Source organism: Paraburkholderia sp. NPDC080076, from assembly GCF_050281145.1.
GTDB lineage: Bacteria > Pseudomonadota > Gammaproteobacteria > Burkholderiales > Burkholderiaceae > Paraburkholderia.
In genome coordinates, this window is sequence record NZ_JBNNWQ010000003.1 from 931,136 (window position 1) to 949,651 (window position 18,516).

Below are 18,516 nucleotides of genomic sequence, written 5' to 3' on the forward strand. Positions count from 1 at the left end.
AGTGGTCAGGTTGCGCGTGCGGCCCGCGCACTCAGGTGTAGCCGCGCCGGTCGCGCCACGCCGCCGGCCAGATGCCCTGCTTGCCCGGCGCGAGAATGCCGTTCGGGTCGAGCGCGTCCTTGATCGTTTCCGAGAACCGCAGCAATGCGCCGTCGTTGAAGCTGTATTGGGCCGCGGCAAAATCCATATACGCGAGATGCGCGCGATATTCGCCGTAGCCCGCCGCGCGCGCGTCGCTCATCAGCGAACGCAATAGCGCGCCGGCCTGCTCGACCTGGTTCGCGTCGTCACGGTCGAAGATCGCCGCGAAAATGTGATGCAGATGTCGCACGCCCGCTGTAAAACCGCCGTAGTAGTCGAAGCCGTATTCCGCGGCGCGCGCCTTGACCATCGTGTATTGGCGCAACGCGTCGCGCCCTGTCGCGGGACACACCGGCGCGAAATCCACATGCGCACCCGCGCCGCCGCGCCAGTCGAGCATGCGAAACGCGCTCATCGCCGGAATGCCGGCGAGGTTGCGATCGCCGCCCGCCGTGGGCTGCGCATCGCCCGCGTAGCGCGCCGTCAGGAAGCGCGCCTGCGGCACGCGCGCGAACGCACGCTGCACGAGCGCGTGGCGCGCGTCGATCGATTCAGGCGTGCCGTAGAGCGCGAAATGCAGATTCCAACGGCCCACGTTCAGCTTGTCGAGCATCGCGGTCACGGCGCTCTCGGGCATCACGCCCGGTCCGTCGTACCACTGCGCGCGCGCCGATAAGCCTGCCGCGCGGCGCAAACCGCCTTCGATCACCGCGTGATTGCGGATCGTTTCATCGAGCCGCAACGGCCGCAAAATCTCCACGATCGCTTCGAGATCCGCTTCATGCTTGAACTGGATTTCACCCAGCAGATACGCGGGCGGCGCGGGCATCAGCCAGACACCCAGCTTGGTGACGATGCCGTAGTTCGACTGCATGAACATCGCGTCGAACGAGGGTCCGTAGCCCGGCTGATATAACTGCCACGCGGTGCCGATGTCGATCCCGCCCATCCCCGTGCGCAACACATCGCCGTTGGCCAGCACCACTTCCATGCCGCACTGCGACGCCGCGTGATCGCCGTACGCGGTATAGCCGAAGCCACGTTCGAGCGTATTGCCGACCACGCTGCCCCAGCCGGCCGCGGGCGGATCGACCCACAGCTTGTAGCCCTTGTCGCGCAGATGCGCATACAGATCGAAGTAACTCACACCTGGCTCGACCAGCGCATAAGCCATGGCCTCGTTCACTTCGATGATGCGGTTCATTCTGTGCAGATCGAGCACGACCGAACCGGCGAGACGCGGCGCCGCGCCGCCATACGCGAAATTGCGTCCGGTCGAGACGGTCCAGAGCGGAATGCGAAATTGATTGGCAATGCGCAGCACCGCCCGAATTTCGTCGACGGAGCCGGGCAAGACGGCGGCACTGGCCGAAAACGCTTCGCGCTCGCCGGGCGCGAACGGATCGAGATAGGCGGCGAGGCCGTCCGCCGAGGTCACGACCTGCGGGTCGCCGACAATCGAGCGCCAACCCGCGAGCGCGCGATCGAACTGCGCGGCGGACACCTTCGGCGGCAAGCTACGAATCAAAGCGTCTCCTTGGCCGCCGCGCGAGTCAGCAGCAGTGAATCAGCGGCAGGGATCAGCGGCGCATTCCTCCTCCGCCGCCGTGCGACATGCCGCCCCATGTGTGCATGGGTCGCGCCCCATGCCAACCGCCGCGGCCGCCCATGCCGAACGATCCGCGCACGCCATGCACATAGCGCACATGATCCATGTGATGAAAATGATGAAAGCGGTCGACGAACACGAACGACACGCCGACACCAAACACCACCGGCGGCCCCCAATACCATGGATCGTAGTAGTAGACGGGGCCATCCGCCAAGGCCTGCGCGGCGGCATCGTCCTCGACGATCTGCCACGTGCCGTCCGGTTGCAGGCACGCGCGGCCGGTAATCTGCTGCATGACGCCGTCGATTTCCGCCTGCCCCGCCACGAACCGGCACACGGACGCATCCGATTGCGCCTCGGCCGGCGCCGCGCACGCGGCGCACAGGCACACACAGGCTACGCCGCAATACAGCCCGCTGCCGAACTGATGAAATGTGAGCATGATCTTGCTGCCTTTATGCTGTCCGACGCGCACCGGCGTTGCGACCCGAAAAAACGTGTCGACACCGTGAAGACACCGTCGGTTTGCCTTGCCGAAGCCCTTGCCGTGACCGCGCGCAGACACGCGGCGACGGCACGATTCAGCAACAGGTAAACGTTGCGTCGCGCGACGCTATTCCGCGCGCGCGGCGGGCGCGCACGCGGCTTCTGTTACCGGATGTTGCAGAGCCGGCCGATCGACAGGCGGCAGGATCGGAACCGCGTATGCCGCTACTGCCACGACTCCGGTTTGCCGCCGAGCGCGCTGCACACGTCGATGGCGATCGTGCGCAGCTTGCCTTCCGCGATCGGCCCGGACAGCGCGTAGCCCATGCCGTCGTTGACCCAGTAGAAGGTGCGCCGGTTGCCGTCGCGGAACAGGCGGAACGCGGTTTCGTCGCGAGAAATGCCGGTGACGTAGAGCGTGAGCCGCGCGCCGCCGGCGTTCTCATACATGAACTGCGCCGCCGGTCCCGCTTCGCCGGGCAACAGCCGCCCGCCCACCAGCGAGTAGCCGTATTCCTGCAATGAGGGCACCGAGAGCGGCCGGTTCAACCGTTTGGAGAGCCAGTTGATCAGATGCTCTTCTTCGTTCGCGGCGACTTCCACCGGATGACGCTGCTCGGGCGTGTACACCGCGTAGGCGATGTCCGCGCGCTCGGCGAAGCTCGGCGGCCGGCTGCCCAGACCGTCCCACGCGCCACCCGTCAGACGCGGCGCGAGCGGCCCGAGGGCGAGCGCAAGCCCGGCGCCCGCCGCCAGCCAGCAGGCCGCGACGCCGGCGCGCTGCCACCACGACGTTCTCCGGCGCAACACGATGAAGGCCGGCTCGTCGGCCGCCTCGCGCTCATGGCGCTCGTTGCGCTCATCACGCTCGCTGCGCTGCGGCGCGCCGCACAGCACGCGCAACGCGGCTTTCTGCGCGCGCCACGCGGCTACGCGCGCGGCGGCCTGCGGATGCTGTGCCAGTTGAGCCTCGATCGCGGCGCGCTCAGCGCCCAGCAGTTCACCGTCGACAAACGCCGACAGCGCTCGCAGATCGAGCCCTTCGGGCAAGCTGGCATCGTAGTCGTCGCTGTTCATCACGGGTTTCTCACTACTTTCAACGGTGGACTTTTACGCACCGGCCCCTGAGCCGGTCCCTCCGTCAGCAACGCGCGCATGTGTTCGCGAGCGCGCGAGAGCCGCGACATCACCGTGCCGATCGGCACGCCGAGCGCGCGTGACGCCTCCTGATAAGACAGTTCCTCCACGCAGACCAGCAACAGTACTTCGCGCTGTTCGACGGGCAGACAATATAACGCGCGCTGCAGATCGCGCAGCACGAGGCCGTCGACTTCCCCTTGCGGCGCTTCGAGATTGCGCCACGGCGCGCTCTCGTCGTCGACGGCAATCTCGCGGCGGCCGCGTAACTGGTCGATGTAGAGATGCCGCAGGATCGTCAAGAGCCATGCGCGCAGATTGCTGTCCGGCCGGAACGCCGCCCAACGGGCGAGCGCGCGCTCCGCCGTATCCTGCACGAGGTCGTCGGCCCACGCGCGGTCGCCCGTCAGTGCGCGCGCGTAGCGGCGCAGCTGCGGGAGCCACGAAATCACTTCAGCTTCGAAAGTCACCCGGTGGGCGGCGCTCAGTAGCCGCCGCTGCTGCCGCCGCTCGAGCTGGAGGCGCCGCTATCCGTCGCGGACGTACACGCGCTCGTCGCGAGCGTACCGCCCGCGAGTGCCAGCAGAACGAAAACGGCGGAAAGAATGCGCGATACTTTCATGGTGAGTCTCCTTGATGAGCGCCCGGACGCCTGATGCGGCCGGCAAGCCGATCGGCGACGCGCACGATGCAGCGTCGCCATGCCTGATATAACGCGGACAGGCGGTGATTTATTCCGCCCATAGCACGACCATGCGCTATCTTTTTCCGCCAGACGCGCCGCGCAGGCCCGCGCGTGGCGGAAGAGCACGGCATTCGTCCGCAGATTCGTAACTCAACGTTACAGCTAATAGTTATCAGATGCTTATGCGCCCACAAGCCGTTATAGTGGACGCAGTTCGCCCGCCGACGCGTTCCGCCCCCACACAGGGTAGAATCGCGGCGAACAACCGTCTTTCTAACCTGAATTGTCCATGGCTTCCGCAGAATCGCATCCGCAAAACGACTTCATGAACGCTGCGCGCAAAGAACGAAAGCGCGTCGAGATCTATCTTGTCAACGGCATTCGCCTGACGGGGTGCATCGAGTCGTTCGATCAGTATCTGGTGATGCTGCGCACGCCTGTCGGGCTGCAAGGCATCTACAAGCGCGCGATCTCGACGATCCAGCTCGACACCGGCACGCGTCCGGCTCCCCGCGCGGGGCGTCCCTCGCACGGCGAGCACACCACGCGTGGCCCGCACGGCTCGCGTGAACCGCGCGATCATCGTGAGCCGCGCGAACCGCGTGAACCGCGCGAGTCGTATGGCGCGCCGTCTTCGGACCGGCCTGCGTCGGATCGTAGCAGCGGCACCTCGGACGGCCCGGTGGTCGTCACGCGCCGCCGGCGTCTGTTCGGCACGGGCGGCGACGGTGGCAACCACGGTGGTGGCAGCCATGGTGGCGGCAATCACGGCGGCAATGGCGGCACCGAGTAAGCGGCCGCCGCAGCGCTCGGCTACTCCGGCGAATGGCCGAGCCGCTGCAAGATCTTTTCCAGACGCAACACCTGCAGTTCAGTCAGTTCGAATCCGCATTTGACCGCCAGCACGCGGCGGCGCCAATACACGGCGTCCAGCAAGCGCTGCGCCGGTTGCTTCGTTGCCCAATCCAGGTGTTCCAGTTCAGCTTCCACGACGTGTGACGCGTTCAGGCGCTGCGCCGCGCACGCGGTTTTTTTCCGGTTCATGTTGTTCGCTGCCTTGTTGTTCACGGGTTTTGGTGGCGCCCCTCCCGAGCGCGGCACTGCCGGCTCGCGGCATGCGTTGCGGTCTGCCGGCCCACGCGGCCGGCGCTTGCTTTTGTTGTCCCGCGCCGCTTTCTGTCGACACACGGAAAACGAGTTGATGCGCAATGGTTTTAAGTCTCGGTTGATGACATTGCGGCGGCTTGGAACTCGTTCGACTCGCGGCTTTGGAGCAGCCGCTTACGGCGCGCGCTCCTATACCGTTCGGCCGATGTTCGCGGCGGGCCGCTTTGCGCTATGCTGATTTGCAGACTCTCTTTCCACGGAGCACGTCATGACCAGCAAAAAGCAACACGAATCTAAAACCGCCGAAACACAGGCATCCGACCAATCCGCCGATAGCCGTCTCGACGAGGCGCTCGAGGAGAGCTTTCCCGCCAGCGATCCGATTGCCGTCGATATGGCGGATCCGCATCATGCGCCGGAGAAGGGAGCGTCTTCGGAGGGAAAGAAGCGGCATTAGAGCTGGCCGTATTTTTGTCTCGCGGAGCACCGGGAAACGAAGCAGCTGCCAGGGCCTGGCCGCCACCGCACGGGCGGTGCGTTGAGCGTGGGCGCTCGTGCGCGTGCAAGACAAATGGGGATATTTGCGCCGCGCGTGAAAGTCACGCGACCACGCGTGGAATAAACGTAGCGAGCTGTTACTGCTGTGGGGATCGAGAATTGACCGAGTCCGCGAAACGGCGACGCCGCCCGCGTGGACCTCGCGAACTACACGCGTTGCACGAAGATAGCCGAATAACGAGTCATCGTTCCGGTGAGCCGGGCAACACGTTCAACACCCCGCCGCCCTGCCCACCGGAAGCTCGTCAGACCGCCACACTCAGTGCGCAGGCAAACCGCTTTCCAGCTGACGTTGCAGATCGCGCACCTGACGCTGCGCGGCACGCAGCTGATCTTGCGCGGAAGCCTTCTGCTGCGCCAGCGTCGTGGCTTCGGCACGCGTCTGCTGCTGCTGGGTGGCCACAATAGTCTGCTGCTGACGCGCGACATCGAGGTCCGCCTGCAAGCGGTTGGCGCGGTCCTGCGACAACGCGATCATCCGCTCCGTGAAGCGTTTCTGCGCCTCGAGTTGCGTGCGGCGAATCTCGACGTCCGACAGTTGCACCGTCTGACGCGCGAAATCCTTGTAGATCGTGTTGGCACGCCCCGCGTCCTGCGTCTTGATGACACGCCAGAAATTTTTCTGCTGGAACAGCGCCACGTAGTACGTCATTTCCTTGCCGTAAAACAGCAAGCTCGCCCCGTAGCTGCCGTTATACGTGGTGCGCAATTCGCTCATTTCCGACCCGTGGATCATCTGCTGCAATTCCGCTACGTTGCCTGCCGCGGATTGCTTCGCCTCGTCGGGCGTGAGCGCCGAGGTCTGTGCCTGTCCTGCCTCTGAGTTAGCCGGCAACGCCGCCGTCGTGCCTGGCTGGGAAAGAACGCCGCCCCCGGCGCTGGCGTTGCTGTCAGACAGAGTCTGCGCATTGACGCCCTGCACTGCCCACATCGCGATGAATGCGACGAGGGCAATTTGTCGTAGTTTCGACTTGTGGTCCATGTAATTCCTGCTTGAACAGTTTTTGTTTTAGTACAACCGTCTCATTATTACTCACTTTCGCGTGTTTCGGGCTCTTCGTCAAAAATTTGATACTTGCGCATCTTCTCCCACAAAACGCCGATCGGGCAGCGTCTGGACGAATCGAATCACACGGTGACCAACGCAGGCTGTTTCGTCAATCCGAACGGCCTGAATGGCGCGATGCCGATTCCCGAGCTGATCGCGAGCCTCGTCGGCGGCACGAGCGCAAGCGTCGCCAGTGGGCCGCCCGCCAGCAGCAACCCGTTCGGCCCGCTGCAAAGCTCCCTCGCGAGTCTCGGACTCGGCAGCAAGCCGGTCGGCTCGCTGTCGACGCTGCTCGGCGGCACACCGCTGGCCGGCCTAACCTCTGCGTTGAGCGGCACGCCGCTGGGTTCGCTGACTTTCTCGGGTTTTCGCGGTTCGCCGTTGAACTCGCTGACTCGGCCTTGGGCGGTTCGGGTAGCGCGTCGAATCCGCTGTCGATGCTCACGGGCGCGCTCTCCGGCGTCACGAGCGGCAGCTCGGACTCGGGCGGCAGCGGCCGAGCGCTCGCGCCGATGACCGCACTGCCGACCAGTTGACCGGCACGTTCAGTTCGGCGGCGCGTTCGACGAGTGGTGCGGGCACGGCGACGAGTGGCTTGACCATTGTGCTCGGCGGCTTGTTGCCGCTCAGCCATAAGTAGGTAGCCTAAATGTTTTATGGCTGCCGCATGCATCAGTCATTCGATGAGACTTGCCATACGGCTTGTTCATCGAATGGCGCATGCAACCGCGAGCTGCGCAGTGCGCATAAACAGTCCGACTCATCACGTACTCCGCACTTTTGCCGAGAGCGCTCAAGCCCCTCGGAGCACGCGACGTAGTACCCCACGTCTCGCTCGCCATGGCGCGCGTCTATCTGCATGCGGGTGCGCCCCCGCCTTCGAAGCTTTCGTCGATCGCGTTCGGCTTCCGCATCTCGAATTCGAAGTACTACAGCCTGAATCTTCCGGTGGCCAAAGCGCCCGGCGACGCGCCCGTGGAGAGCGCGTCGCGCAGTCCACGCATCGACTCGACGTTTTCGTACCAGCTGAATTGACCGGTAAAAGTGCCGCGCCCTGATTAGAGGGTCCACTATCAAACGGCGCGCGTACTTTCACGTATTCTGCGCTGACGATGTGTCGCTCGCGGCGCCCAAGCCGCAATTCGCAACTCGCAACTCGCAGGCTTCCGGCGGCACACGAAGGCAGCAGAAGTCGAACCTGAGGGACCATGCCAGGCATCACGGTGGCCGTCGTTTGAAGCCCGCCCGAGATGCCAATGACGCCGCGCGACCATGATCGCGCCGTCTTTAATCAAGGAGGAAGACAATGACGCAATTCACCCAACGTGCACGCGCAATCGCGCTTCGCACAGTCAAACATGCCGCGCTCGCCGGCGTATTGCTCGCCAGTGCCGTGACGGCCATGGCGCAGGCCGACAGCCCGGTCGGCACGTGGCAAACCATCGACGATCACACCGGCCAGCCCAAGGCGCTCGTGCAGATCGCACAGGACGGCAGCGGCGCGCTCAGCGGCAAGGTGATCAAGGGGCTCGGCGCGAACGACCAGCCGGATCGTCGCTGCACAGCTTGTACCGACGCGCGCAAGGATCAGCCGATTCTCGGCATGACGATCATCAGCGATATGAAGAAGGATGGCGACGCCTGGGATCACGGGCAGATTCTCGACCCGGAAAACGGCAAACTCTACAAGTGCAAGATGCACCTGGAAGACGGTGGGAACAAACTGGTGGTGCGCGGCTATATCGGCGTGTCGCTGCTGGGCCGCTCGCAGACGTGGGTTCGTCAGCAATGATGCGCGGGTAATTCAGGTACTCGTTGCAGAGCCCGTATAAAACCATGAGAAACGGCCGACGATTGCAATCGTTCGGCCGTTTCTTTTGTTTGAAGACGCTGGGTTGAATGGGTCATGCAGCGTGTTTGAAGGGCGAATGGAACGCGAACGGCGAAGACGGCAGCGGTTGGCTCGAAGGCGGGCTGTAGACAGCGGGCGCGACAACCGGAGCCTTTCCGGCTTCGACGCTCTTGGGTTTCTCGTTCACGTGGGTACGCATGCGCGCTTCCATCAGGCCGCAAAGTTCTTCGCTCGCTGCGCCGAACAGTTGTTCCATGACACGGTTGAGCACGCCGGATTCGTACCATGCCTTGAAGCGGCGATGGCAGGTTTGGTAGGACGGGTATTTGCGCGGCATGGCGGACCAGGTGGCGCCGCTATACATGACCCACAGCACGCCGTTGAGCACTGAGCGCGTATTGGCGAGCGGCCGGCCACGCAGTTCGGAGCGCGGCCGCAGTTCGGGAAGCAACGGTGCGACACGTTGCCATTCTTCGTCGTTGATATCGCGATAGGGATTCATGGTTTCTCCTTTGTCAAAACCTTGACAAAAGATATCCAGTCGTCCGCGGACGGAATATAAGACCAATCCGAATCTTGAAAATACGCCGAGCGACGGCGTGTCATCGGCAGACGGAGTGCGAGCTATCGTAAAAGCACCGCCGGCCGTGGCATGCGACGCCTCAGGTCAGCGACGTATCGACAATCCGCCGCGGTGTATCGAGATACTCCTTCGACTGCATTTCGACGATGCGCGACACCGTGCGCGCGAACTCGTTGGCCATCGGACCGTCCACATACAGTTCTTCGGGCGGCACCGCGGCGGACATCAGCAGCTTCACCTTGTGGTCGTAGAACACGTCGATCAGCCACGTGAAGCGGCGTGCCTCCGAAGCCATGCGTACGGACATCTGCGGCACGCCGGAGAGGATCACCGCGTGAAAGCGGCTCGCCAGTTCAAGATAGTCGTTCTGCGAGCGCGGACCGCCGCACAGGGTGGCGAAATCGAACCACACGACGCCGTCGGCGCGGCGCAGCGCCTTCAGTTCGCGCTTTTCGATACGCAGGATCGGGCTTTCGTCGGGCACCGCGGCAAGACGCGCGAACGCGTCGCGCAACGCCTTGTCGGCGGCGGCGCCGAGCGGCGTGTGATACACCTCGACCTGCGCCAGCGTACGTTGCCGGTAGTCGATGCCCGCATCGACGTTGATCACGTCGAGCTTTTCCTTGATGAGTTCGATCGCCGGCAGCATCCGGTCGCGATGCAGGCCGTCCGGATACAGCGTGTCCGGATCGTAGTTGGAGGTCATCACGAACTGCACGCCGTTTTCGAAGAGCTTGTCGAGCAGGCGGTACAGGATCATCGCGTCGGCGATATCCGACACGTGGAATTCATCGAAACAGATCAGCCGGTAGCGCTTTGCAATGCGGCGCGCGAGTTCGTCGAGCGGATCGGCCTGGCCCTTCAGATCTTCCAGTTCACGGTGCACTTCGCGCATGAATTCGTGAAAATGCAGACGCGTTTTGCGGTGCAACGGCACGATCATGTAGAAGCTGTCCATCAGGAAGCTCTTGCCCCGCCCTACGCCGCCCCACATGTACACGCCGCGCGGCAGATCCGGGTGAATCAGCAGTTTCTTGAACGCGTTCGAGCGGCGCGACTTGTACTCGGTCCACTCTTCATAGCACCGCTGCAGACGGTCGACCGCCGCGCGTTGCGCCGGGTCCGATTGGTAGCCCCGCGTCTGCAGTTCTTTTTCGTAGTATTCGGTGACGTTCATCGTGTTGCTGCAAATAGAAAGGCGGGAGGGAGTGAACCCGCCCGCCTTCGTGGTAATGCCGGAGTACTGTCAGTCAGGCGTGCGCGTGATTACATGTTCAGCGCGCGCTTATCGACGGCCAGTGCCGCCTCGCGCATGACTTCCGACAGCGACGGGTGCGGATGGCAAATGCGGCCGATGTCTTCCGACGCCGCCTTGAATTCCATCGCCACCACGGCTTCCGCGATCAGGTCCGATGCGTTGGCCGAGATGATGTGCACGCCGAGCAGTTCGTCGGTCTTCGCGTCGGCGATCATCTTGACGAAACCATCCGCCTTGTTGATGCCGAGCGCGCGGCCGTTCGCCATGAACGGGAACTGGCCCGTCTTGATCTCGCGGCCTTCCGCCTTCAGCTGCTGTTCGGTCTTGCCGACCCACGCGATTTCCGGTTCGGTGTAGATCACCCACGGCACGCAGTTGTAGTCGATATGCGGCTTCTGACCGTCGATGATTTCGGCGACCAGCACGCCTTCATCTTCAGCCTTGTGCGCGAGCATTGGGCCACGCACCACGTCGCCGATCGCGTACACGTTCGGCACAGCCGTCGCGCAGTGGTCGTCGACGTCGATAAAACCGCGCTCGTTGGCCTTCAGGCCGATCGCTTCGAGACCGAGGTTGTCGGTGTTCGGCACGCGGCCGATCGACACGATCAGGCGGTCCGCTTCGAGCTTTTGCGCGTTGCCGTCCTTGTCCGTGTAGTTGATCGTGACGCTGTTATCCGTGGTCGTCACTTCGCCGACCTTCACGCCGACCTGGATGTCCAGACCCTGCTTCTTGAACTGCTTGGCCGCTTCTTTAGCGAGCGCCTGGTCAGCCGCGCCGAGGAATTCCGGCAGCGCTTCGAGCACGGTCACTTCCGCGCCCAGACGGCGCCACACCGAACCCAGTTCCAGACCGATCACGCCGGCGCCGATTACAGCCAGCTTCTTCGGTGCCGTGTCGAAGCTCAGCGCGCCTTCGTTGTCGGCGACGATCTTGTTGTCGACCGGGATATTCGGCAGATGGCGTGCCTTCGAACCCGTGGCGATGATCACGTTCCTGGCCGTGACCGTTTCCGTTTCGCCTTCGCCGCTCACTTCGATCTGCACGCCGGCGTCCGACTTGCCGGTGAACTTGCCGTGGCCCTTGAGCCACGTGATCTTGTTCTTGCGGAACAGGAATTCGATGCCCTTGGTCATCTTTTCGACGATGCCTTCTTTACGGGCCATCATCTTCGCGATATCGACCGTCACGTTTTCCACGGAGATGCCGTGGTCAGCGAGGTGATGCGACGCGTTTTCAAATTCTTCCGACGACGCGAGCAGCGCCTTCGACGGAATGCAACCCACGTTCAGGCACGTGCCGCCGAGCTTCAGCGCGCCGGCCGGGTTCTTCCATTTTTCGATACATGCGACGGTCTTGCCGAGCTGCGCTGCGCGGATGGCGGCGATGTAACCGCCAGGGCCTGCGCCGATCACGACGACGTCAAATTCTTTGGACATGACAATCCTTTTGATAACGGAACGGCGCGCGGCCACGCTTCGTGGCGCGCGGCGTTCCTGTACTGCGGAATGCTAGAGGCGTACTGCTTGCGTGTTGCTTGCTTAAGGCCTATATGGCGCCGGCTTGCACAATGACAAGCCGGCGCCGGCCGAACCGGCGCTTACAGGTCGAGCAACAGGCGCGCCGGGTCTTCCAGCGCATCCTTCATGGCGACCAGCGACAGCACCGCTTCGCGACCGTCGATGATGCGGTGGTCGTACGACAGCGCCAGGTAGTTCATCGGGCGGATCACGATCTGGCCGTTTTCGACCACAGCGCGTTCCTTCGTGGCGTGCACGCCCAGAATCGCGGATTGCGGCGGGTTGATGATCGGGGTCGACAGCATCGAACCGAACACACCACCGTTCGAGATCGAGAATGTGCCGCCGGTCATTTCGTCGATCGACAGCTTGCCGTCCTTGGCCTTCTGGCCGAATTCGGCGATCTTCTTCTCGATTTCGGCGAGGCTCAGCTGATCCGCATTGCGCAGGATCGGCACCACCAGACCGCGCGGCGAACCGACAGCGATACCGATGTCGAAGTAGCCGTGATAGACGATGTCGTTACCGTCGATCGACGCGTTCACGAGCGGGAACTTCTTCAGCGCGTGAACCGCCGCCTTCACGAAGAACGACATGAAGCCGAGCTTCACGCCATGTTCTTTCTCGAAGCGGTCTTTGTACTTGTTGCGCAGGTCCATCACCGGGGCCATGTTCACTTCGTTGAACGTGGTCAGGATGGCGTTGGTTTGCTGCGACTCGAGCAGACGCTCGGCGATACGCGCACGCAGACGCGACATCGGCACGCGTTGTTCCGGACGATCCTTCAGCCATTGGTCAGCGGAAGCCGGCGCCTTGACGTCCGGCAGCGACGGCTTGGCAGCCTTCGGTGCGGCGGCCGGCGCCGGAGCCGGTGCGGCCTTGGCAGCCGGAGCACCGGCGGTCAGCACGTCGCCCTTGGTGATGCGGCCGTCGCGGCCCGTGCCGGCGACGTCGCCCGCGCCCAGACCCTTCTCGGCCATCAGCTTGCCGGCAGCCGGCGAAGCAGCGGTGTTCGCACCCGTTGCGGATGCGGCTTGAGCCGCCGGAGCCGGTGCAGCGGCGGGTGCCGGTGCGGCTTCCGGAGCGGGCTTCACTTCGGCTTCGACAGCAGCGGCGCCCGCCGTGCCTTCGGTGTCGATCTTGGCGATCACCTGATCAGCCGTGACGGTGTCGCCGTCGTTCGCGATGACTTGCGCGAGCACGCCGGCCGAGGGTGCCGGCACTTCGAGCACGACTTTGTCGGTCTCGATTTCGATGAGAATTTCGTCTTGAGCAACAGCTTCGCCCGGCTTCTTCTTCCACTGGAGCATCGTGGCTTCCGAGACCGACTCGGAGAGCTGGGGAACCTTGACTTCAACAATAGCCATTATGAATATCCTGAATACGTATCGGGTGACGGCGCGCGATCTATGGATCCCTCGACCGCCTGCGAACCTTGACTGCCGCACTGATCTTTCAGATGCGGCACGGGAAAGCGCCCTGCGCTTTCCCGGTTCAGCTCTTGTGATTATTTAGCGATCGACGCGCTCTTGAGGCGGCCGAAAGCGCCTTCGACCAGCGCCTTCTGCTGCTCGTAGTGCTTCGCGTAGTAGCCGACTGCCGGCGAGGCCGAAGCCGGACGTCCGCTGTATGCCAACTTCTGACCGTCCTTCATGCCTTCCTTCAGGTGGTGCTCGATGTAGAACCACGGGCCTTGATTCTGCGGCTCGTCCTGCACCCAGACCACTTCGGTCGCGTTGTCGTACTTCTTCATCTCCGCTTCGAACTGCTTATGCGCGAACGGATAGAGCTGTTCGATACGGATGATCGCGACGTCGTTCGACTTCGATTCACGGCGATGCGCGAGCAGGTCGTAGTAGACGCGACCCGAGCAGGCGATCACGCGCTTGACCTTCTTCGCCTCGATGGCTTCGTCGATTTCGCCGAGGATCGGCTGGAACGCACCCTTGGCCAGTTCCGACAGATCCGACACGGCTTCCTTGTGGCGCAGCAGCGACTTGGGCGTCGCGACGATCAGCGGCTTGCGGAACAGGCGGATCATCTGACGGCGCAACAGGTGGAAAATCTGCGCCGGCGTGGTCGGTTGAACGACCTGCATGTTGTGGTCTGCGCACAGTTGCAGGAAACGTTCGATACGCGTGGACGAGTGTTCCGGACCCTGGCCTTCGTAGCCGTGCGGCAGCAGCATCGTCAGGCCCGATACGCGGCCCCACTTCACTTCGCCCGACGAGATGAACTGGTCGATCACGACTTGCGCGCCGTTCACGAAGTCGCCGAACTGCGCTTCCCATGCGACGAACGTATTCGGCTCGGCCGTCGAGTAACCGTATTCGAAGCCGAGCACCGCTTCTTCCGACAACACCGAGTCGATCACCGTGAACTTCGCCTGACCTTCGGCGATGTTCTGCAGCGGCACGTACGTGCCGTCGTTCCAGCGTTCGCGGTTCTGATCGTGCAGCACCGCGTGACGGTGCGTGAACGTGCCGCGGCCCGAGTCCTGACCCGTCAGGCGCACTGCGTAGCCCGATGCGACCAGCGACGCGAATGCGAGGTGCTCGCCCATGCCCCAGTCGAGCTTCGCTTCGCCACGGCCCATTGCGCGACGGTCGTTGATGACGCGCTCGACCAGCGGGTGAACCTTGAAGTTTTCCGGAACCGTGGTGATGCGTTCCGCGAGGCGCTTCAGTTCCGCGAGCGGCACGGCCGTGTCGGCTGCGTCGGTCCACTTGCGGTTCAGGAACGGCACCCAATCCACCGCGTACTTGCTCTTGTAGTTCGAGAGCACCGGGTCGACCGTGTGATGGCCTTCGTCCATCGCCTTGCGGTAAGCCTTGACGAACTCGTCGCCTTCTTCCGCGGTGATCACACCTTGCTGCACCAGCTTTTCAGCGTACAGTGCGCGCGTGCCCGGGTGCTTGGCGATCGTCTTGTACATCAGCGGCTGCGTGACGGCCGGCGTGTCCTGCTCGTTGTGGCCCAGCTTGCGGAAGCAGACGATGTCGACGACGACGTCCTTGTGGAACTGCATCCGGAAGTCGATTGCCAACTGCGTAGCCAGCACGACCGCTTCAGGATCGTCACCGTTCACGTGCAGCACCGGCGCTTCGATCATCTTGACGACGTCCGAGCAGTACAACGTGGAGCGCGAGTCGCGCGGGTCCGACGTCGTGAAGCCGATCTGGTTGTTGATGACGATGTGCAGCGTGCCGTGCGTGCCGTAACCGCGTGTTTGCGCGAGGTTCAGCGTTTCCATCACGACGCCCTGGCCCGCGAAGGCCGCGTCGCCGTGGATTTGCACCGGCAGCACTTGCAGGCCGCTGTCGTCGCCGCGACGGTCCATACGGGCCTTCGCCGAACCTTCGACCACCGGGTTGACGATTTCGAGGTGCGACGGGTTGAACGCGAGCGACAGGTGAACCGGGCCGCCTTCGGTCGAGACGTCCGACGAGAAACCCTTGTGGTACTTCACGTCGCCGGCCGGCAGGTCGTCGTGGTGCTTGCCTTCGAATTCGGCGAACAGGTCAGCCGGCATCTTGCCGAGCGTATTGACCAGCACGTTCAGACGGCCACGGTGAGCCATGCCGATGACGATTTCCTGGACGCCATTGGCGCCGCCGTGACGCACGACTTCGTCCATCGACGCGATGAAGCTTTCGCCGCCTTCGAGCGAGAAGCGTTTCTGGCCGACGTACTTGGTGTGCAGGAAGCGCTCGAGGCCTTCTGCGGCCGTCAGGCGATTCAGGATGTGCTTTTTCTTTTCGTTCGAGAAGTTCGGCGTCGAACGGATCGATTCGAGCTTCTCTTTCCACCAGCGCTTCTGTTCCGGATCGCTGATGTACATGTACTCGGCGCCGATGGTGCCGCAGTACGTGTCGCGCAACGCCTTGACGATCTCACGCAGCGACGCGCGCTCGAATCCGAAATACAGATTCGTTGCGCTGAACTCCTGGTCCATGTCGGCTTCGGTGAAGTCGTAGAACGCGGGTTCGAGTTCGGGGATCGCGGGACGTTCGCGGCGCTTCAGGGGATCGAGATTGGCCCATTGCGAGCCGAGGAAGCGATATGCGCCGATGAGGGACTGCACATAGACTTGCTTGCGAGCGGTAGCGAGATCTTCGCCGCCAGCTGCCGTGCGCGGGATGAAGGCATTAGCCTTGGCCCGTTGAGCAAACGATTCGACGATCGGGCCATGGGCCACGTCGTTGGCATTGCTGCCATCCGATGCAGGGACGTTCTGCAACGCGTCGAAATAGCTGCGCCAGTTCTCGGGCACTGACGCCGGATTATCGAGATACGCTTCGTACATTTCTTCTACGTACGGAGCATTGCCGCCGAACAGATAAGAGTTCGACTGGAATTGCTTCATCATTTTTACGCTCACCTTTCTTCGAGTTTCTCGAGAAATAGCGGGTTACAGAACCTTCCGCGACACGGCCTGACCGTTTAGCGGATTGCGCGAATCAAGTCTTGCTTGGAAGGACCTAAAACTTTGCACCCGGGGAGCATATCACAGAACCGATAGTGCAGATAGCAGACGGATTGCCGCTCAAGCCCGTCGCGACGGGCTTTCGGGCCACTTTCACGGTCCGCAACAATCTTCTGCAGGAAACAGGGACAAACGAGCGGCGAAGCACGTTCAACGGCGCATAAAGTCGCTGAAGTCCAGAAACGGCAAAAGCCACCCAGAGGTGGCTTTTGCTTGACTGCTATGGCGCCGCACCAGCCGGAGCCAATGCCCGCGCGCTTAGTCCACCGCGCCCTTGCGGCTCGCGCTGCGACGCTCGTGTTCCTTCAGGTAACGCTTGCGCAGACGGATCGATTGCGGCGTGACTTCGACCAGTTCGTCGTCGTCGATGAATTCGACCGCGTATTCCAGCGACATCTGGATCGGCGGCACGAGGCGCACCGCTTCGTCCGTACCCGACGAACGCACGTTGGTCAGCTGCTTGCCCTTGATCGGGTTCACGACCAGGTCGTTGTCACGGCTGTGAATGCCGATGATCATGCCTTCGTACAGCGGCTCGCCCGGCGACACGAACATACGGCCGCGATCCTGCAGCTTCCACAGTGCGTATGCGACTGCCGCGCCGTCGTCCTGCGAGATCAGCACGCCGTTGCGACGCTCGCCGACCGCGCCTTCGCGGACCGGTTGATACGAGTCGAACGTGTGGCTCATCAGGCCCGTGCCGCGCGTGAGCGTCAGGAATTCCGACTGGAAGCCGATCAAGCCACGCGCCGAGATACGGTACTCGAGACGCGTACGGCCGCGGCCGTCCGACGCCATGTCGAGCATTTCGCCCTTGCGGCGGCCCAGCTCTTCCATCACGCCGCCCTGGTGGCTGTCTTCCATGTCGACGGTCAGGTTTTCGTACGGCTCGTGCTTCACGCCGTCGACTTCCGTCATCACCACGCGCGGACGCGACACGGCCAGCTCGTAGCCTTCGCGACGCATGTTTTCCACGAGAATGGTCAGGTGCAGTTCACCGCGGCCCGCCACTTCGAACGTGGTTTCGTCGCCGGTTTCCTTCACGCGCAGCGCGACGTTGTGGTTCAGCTCCTTCATCAGGCGGTCACGGATCTGACGGCTCGTGACGAACTTGCCTTCGCGGCCGGCCAGCGGCGACGAATTGACGAGGAAGTTCATGGTCAGCGTCGGCTCGTCGACGGTGATCATGGGCAGCGCTTCCGGCTGTTCCGGTGCGCAGATGGTCACGCCGATGCCGATTTCTTCGATGCCGTTGATCAGCACGATGTCGCCGGCTTCAGCCGAGTCGACCTGCACGCGCTCCAGGCCCTTGAACGACAGCACCTGATTGATCTTGCGATTCAGAATCGCGCCATCGGGACCCGAACGCACGGCCACCGACATGCCCGGCTTGATCGTGCCGCGCGTGATGCGGCCCACGCCGATACGGCCGACATACGACGAGTAGTCCAGCGACGTGATCTGCAATTGCAGCGGAGCCGACGGATCCGCCGGGCGAACCGGCACGTGTTCCAGCACGGCTTCGAACAGCGGACGCATATCGCCTTCGCGCACGTCCGGCGTCAAGCCGGCGTAGCCATTCAGACCCGATGCGTACACGATCGGGAAGTCGAGCTGCTCGTCGGTTGCGCCCAGCTTGTCGAACAGGTCGAACGTCTGGTTGATCACCCAGTCGATCCGCGCGCCCGGCCGGTCCACCTTGTTGATCACGACGATCGGCTTCAGACCGAGCGCCAGCGCCTTCTTGGTCACGAAGCGCGTTTGCGGCATCGGGCCTTCGACCGCGTCGACCAGCAGCAGCACCGAGTCGACCATCGACAGCACGCGCTCCACTTCACCGCCGAAGTCGGCGTGGCCCGGCGTGTCGACGATGTTGATGTGCGTACCTTCGTACTCGACCGCGCAGTTCTTCGAAAGAATCGTGATGCCACGTTCTTTTTCGATGTCGTTCGAGTCCATCACGCGCTCAGCGATCTGCTGGTTGTCACGGAACGTGGCGGTCTGGCGGAGGAGCTGGTCGACGAGCGTGGTCTTGCCGTGGTCGACGTGAGCAATGATGGCGATGTTGCGTAGGGCGCGAGTCATAGGAACCTGGAGACAGTT

17 protein-coding genes and 2 pseudogenes are annotated in these 18,516 nt (G+C 63.1%); 5 read left to right on the forward strand and 14 right to left on the reverse strand.

The window, feature by feature from the left end:
• Nucleotides 1-31: 31 nt before the first annotated feature.
• From ACQKRQ_RS16480 to ACQKRQ_RS16500, 5 genes are all read right to left on the reverse strand, one after another.
• Nucleotides 32-1,609 carry an FAD-binding oxidoreductase gene (locus ACQKRQ_RS16480; protein WP_427478177.1) on the reverse strand — a complete coding sequence of 526 codons (1,578 nt, stop codon included), beginning with the start codon at nt 1,607-1,609 and terminating at the stop codon, nt 32-34.
• Between the two features lie 52 nt (nt 1,610-1,661).
• Nucleotides 1,662-2,135 (reverse strand): hypothetical protein, encoded by a 474-nt coding sequence (locus tag ACQKRQ_RS16485; protein WP_408175750.1) that lies wholly within the window; start codon nt 2,133-2,135, stop codon nt 1,662-1,664.
• Between the two features lie 269 nt (nt 2,136-2,404).
• A complete protein-coding gene (locus ACQKRQ_RS16490) occupies nt 2,405-3,256 on the reverse strand; it encodes an anti-sigma factor (RefSeq protein ID WP_427478179.1) in 852 nt (283 codons plus the stop codon).
• Nucleotides 3,256-3,786, reverse strand: a complete 531-nt coding sequence (locus ACQKRQ_RS16495) for a sigma-70 family RNA polymerase sigma factor (RefSeq protein WP_132374936.1) — start codon at nt 3,784-3,786, stop codon at nt 3,256-3,258. The genes ACQKRQ_RS16490 and ACQKRQ_RS16495 overlap by 1 nt, the downstream gene beginning before the upstream one ends.
• A gap of 14 nt (nt 3,787-3,800) precedes the next feature.
• A complete protein-coding gene (locus tag ACQKRQ_RS16500) occupies nt 3,801-3,938 on the reverse strand; it encodes a hypothetical protein (protein ID WP_165923847.1) in 138 nt (45 codons plus the stop codon).
• A gap of 352 nt (nt 3,939-4,290) precedes the next feature.
• On the opposite strand from ACQKRQ_RS16500, the gene hfq reads away from it, so the two are divergent.
• Nucleotides 4,291-4,794 carry an RNA chaperone Hfq gene (hfq, locus tag ACQKRQ_RS16505; protein ID WP_408175754.1) on the forward strand — a complete coding sequence of 168 codons (504 nt, stop codon included), beginning with the start codon at nt 4,291-4,293 and terminating at the stop codon, nt 4,792-4,794.
• A gap of 20 nt (nt 4,795-4,814) precedes the next feature.
• Here hfq and ACQKRQ_RS16510 read toward each other — a convergent pair whose 3' ends face one another.
• On the reverse strand, nt 4,815-5,045 hold the full coding sequence (locus ACQKRQ_RS16510; RefSeq protein WP_427478182.1) for a hypothetical protein: 231 nt from the start codon (nt 5,043-5,045) through the stop codon (nt 4,815-4,817).
• Between the two features lie 331 nt (nt 5,046-5,376).
• Between ACQKRQ_RS16510 and ACQKRQ_RS16515 the strand changes: the two genes are divergently transcribed.
• Nucleotides 5,377-5,565: a hypothetical protein gene (locus ACQKRQ_RS16515; protein ID WP_132374938.1), complete on the forward strand. Its 189-nt coding sequence runs from the start codon at nt 5,377-5,379 to the stop codon at nt 5,563-5,565.
• A 360-nt stretch (nt 5,566-5,925) separates the two neighbouring features.
• On the opposite strand, the gene ACQKRQ_RS16520 is transcribed toward ACQKRQ_RS16515, so the two are convergent.
• Entirely contained in the window at nt 5,926-6,648 is a 723-nt protein-coding gene (locus tag ACQKRQ_RS16520) for a DUF2968 domain-containing protein (protein ID WP_427478184.1), read from the reverse strand.
• 47 nt (nt 6,649-6,695) lie between these two features.
• A pseudogene (locus ACQKRQ_RS16525) lies at nt 6,696-6,764 on the reverse strand (helix-turn-helix domain-containing protein); the annotation flags it as partial.
• Here ACQKRQ_RS16525 and ACQKRQ_RS16530 point away from each other — a divergent pair.
• From ACQKRQ_RS16530 to ACQKRQ_RS16540, 3 genes and pseudogenes are all read left to right on the forward strand, one after another.
• The gene (locus tag ACQKRQ_RS16530; protein WP_427478186.1) at nt 6,742-7,230 is read left to right on the forward strand and encodes a hypothetical protein; all 489 of its coding nucleotides are present in this window, start codon (nt 6,742-6,744) and stop codon (nt 7,228-7,230) included. The pseudogene ACQKRQ_RS16525 and the gene ACQKRQ_RS16530 sit on opposite strands and share 23 nt — an antisense overlap.
• A gap of 324 nt (nt 7,231-7,554) precedes the next feature.
• Nucleotides 7,555-7,749, forward strand: a pseudogene (locus ACQKRQ_RS16535) (ShlB/FhaC/HecB family hemolysin secretion/activation protein); the annotation flags it as partial.
• A gap of 271 nt (nt 7,750-8,020) precedes the next feature.
• On the forward strand, nt 8,021-8,506 hold the full coding sequence (locus ACQKRQ_RS16540; protein WP_132374940.1) for a DUF2147 domain-containing protein: 486 nt from the start codon (nt 8,021-8,023) through the stop codon (nt 8,504-8,506).
• 112 nt (nt 8,507-8,618) lie between these two features.
• Here ACQKRQ_RS16540 and ACQKRQ_RS16545 read toward each other — a convergent pair whose 3' ends face one another.
• The 6 genes from ACQKRQ_RS16545 to typA form a co-directional block, all read right to left on the reverse strand.
• The gene (locus tag ACQKRQ_RS16545; RefSeq protein ID WP_427478188.1) at nt 8,619-9,068 is read right to left on the reverse strand and encodes a transposase; all 450 of its coding nucleotides are present in this window, start codon (nt 9,066-9,068) and stop codon (nt 8,619-8,621) included.
• A gap of 160 nt (nt 9,069-9,228) precedes the next feature.
• Nucleotides 9,229-10,326, reverse strand: coding sequence for a cell division protein ZapE (gene zapE, locus ACQKRQ_RS16550; RefSeq protein ID WP_132374942.1), 1,098 nt, complete (start codon nt 10,324-10,326; stop codon nt 9,229-9,231).
• 89 nt (nt 10,327-10,415) lie between these two features.
• Entirely contained in the window at nt 10,416-11,846 is a 1,431-nt protein-coding gene (gene lpdA, locus ACQKRQ_RS16555) for a dihydrolipoyl dehydrogenase (RefSeq protein ID WP_132374943.1), read from the reverse strand.
• A gap of 161 nt (nt 11,847-12,007) precedes the next feature.
• Entirely contained in the window at nt 12,008-13,294 is a 1,287-nt protein-coding gene (gene odhB / locus ACQKRQ_RS16560) for a 2-oxoglutarate dehydrogenase complex dihydrolipoyllysine-residue succinyltransferase (protein WP_132374944.1), read from the reverse strand.
• A gap of 140 nt (nt 13,295-13,434) precedes the next feature.
• The gene (locus ACQKRQ_RS16565; RefSeq protein WP_132374945.1) at nt 13,435-16,296 is read right to left on the reverse strand and encodes a 2-oxoglutarate dehydrogenase E1 component; all 2,862 of its coding nucleotides are present in this window, start codon (nt 16,294-16,296) and stop codon (nt 13,435-13,437) included.
• Nucleotides 16,297-16,671: 375 nt separating this feature from the next.
• On the reverse strand, nt 16,672-18,498 hold the full coding sequence (gene typA / locus ACQKRQ_RS16570; RefSeq protein ID WP_132374946.1) for a translational GTPase TypA: 1,827 nt from the start codon (nt 18,496-18,498) through the stop codon (nt 16,672-16,674).
• Nucleotides 18,499-18,516 lie beyond the last annotated feature (18 nt).

What these genes read in the sequence shown, in the direction of transcription:
- ACQKRQ_RS16545 (WP_427478188.1), bottom strand. Translation starts at nt 9,068, where the DNA reads ATGAATCCCTATCGCGATATCAACGACGAAGAATGGCAACGTGTCGCA.
- ACQKRQ_RS16540 (WP_132374940.1), top strand. Translation starts at nt 8,021, where the DNA reads ATGACGCAATTCACCCAACGTGCACGCGCAATCGCGCTTCGCACAGTC.
- zapE (WP_132374942.1), bottom strand. Translation starts at nt 10,326, where the DNA reads ATGAACGTCACCGAATACTACGAAAAAGAACTGCAGACGCGGGGCTAC.
- ACQKRQ_RS16485 (WP_408175750.1), bottom strand. Translation starts at nt 2,135, where the DNA reads ATGCTCACATTTCATCAGTTCGGCAGCGGGCTGTATTGCGGCGTAGCC.
- ACQKRQ_RS16490 (WP_427478179.1), bottom strand. Translation starts at nt 3,256, where the DNA reads ATGAACAGCGACGACTACGATGCCAGCTTGCCCGAAGGGCTCGATCTG.
- ACQKRQ_RS16515 (WP_132374938.1), top strand. Translation starts at nt 5,377, where the DNA reads ATGACCAGCAAAAAGCAACACGAATCTAAAACCGCCGAAACACAGGCA.
- hfq (WP_408175754.1), top strand. Translation starts at nt 4,291, where the DNA reads ATGGCTTCCGCAGAATCGCATCCGCAAAACGACTTCATGAACGCTGCG.
- ACQKRQ_RS16500 (WP_165923847.1), bottom strand. Translation starts at nt 3,938, where the DNA reads ATGAAAGTATCGCGCATTCTTTCCGCCGTTTTCGTTCTGCTGGCACTC.
- ACQKRQ_RS16565 (WP_132374945.1), bottom strand. Translation starts at nt 16,296, where the DNA reads ATGATGAAGCAATTCCAGTCGAACTCTTATCTGTTCGGCGGCAATGCT.
- typA (WP_132374946.1), bottom strand. Translation starts at nt 18,498, where the DNA reads ATGACTCGCGCCCTACGCAACATCGCCATCATTGCTCACGTCGACCAC.
- odhB (WP_132374944.1), bottom strand. Translation starts at nt 13,294, where the DNA reads ATGGCTATTGTTGAAGTCAAGGTTCCCCAGCTCTCCGAGTCGGTCTCG.
- lpdA (WP_132374943.1), bottom strand. Translation starts at nt 11,846, where the DNA reads ATGTCCAAAGAATTTGACGTCGTCGTGATCGGCGCAGGCCCTGGCGGT.
- ACQKRQ_RS16520 (WP_427478184.1), bottom strand. Translation starts at nt 6,648, where the DNA reads ATGGACCACAAGTCGAAACTACGACAAATTGCCCTCGTCGCATTCATC.
- ACQKRQ_RS16510 (WP_427478182.1), bottom strand. Translation starts at nt 5,045, where the DNA reads ATGAACCGGAAAAAAACCGCGTGCGCGGCGCAGCGCCTGAACGCGTCA.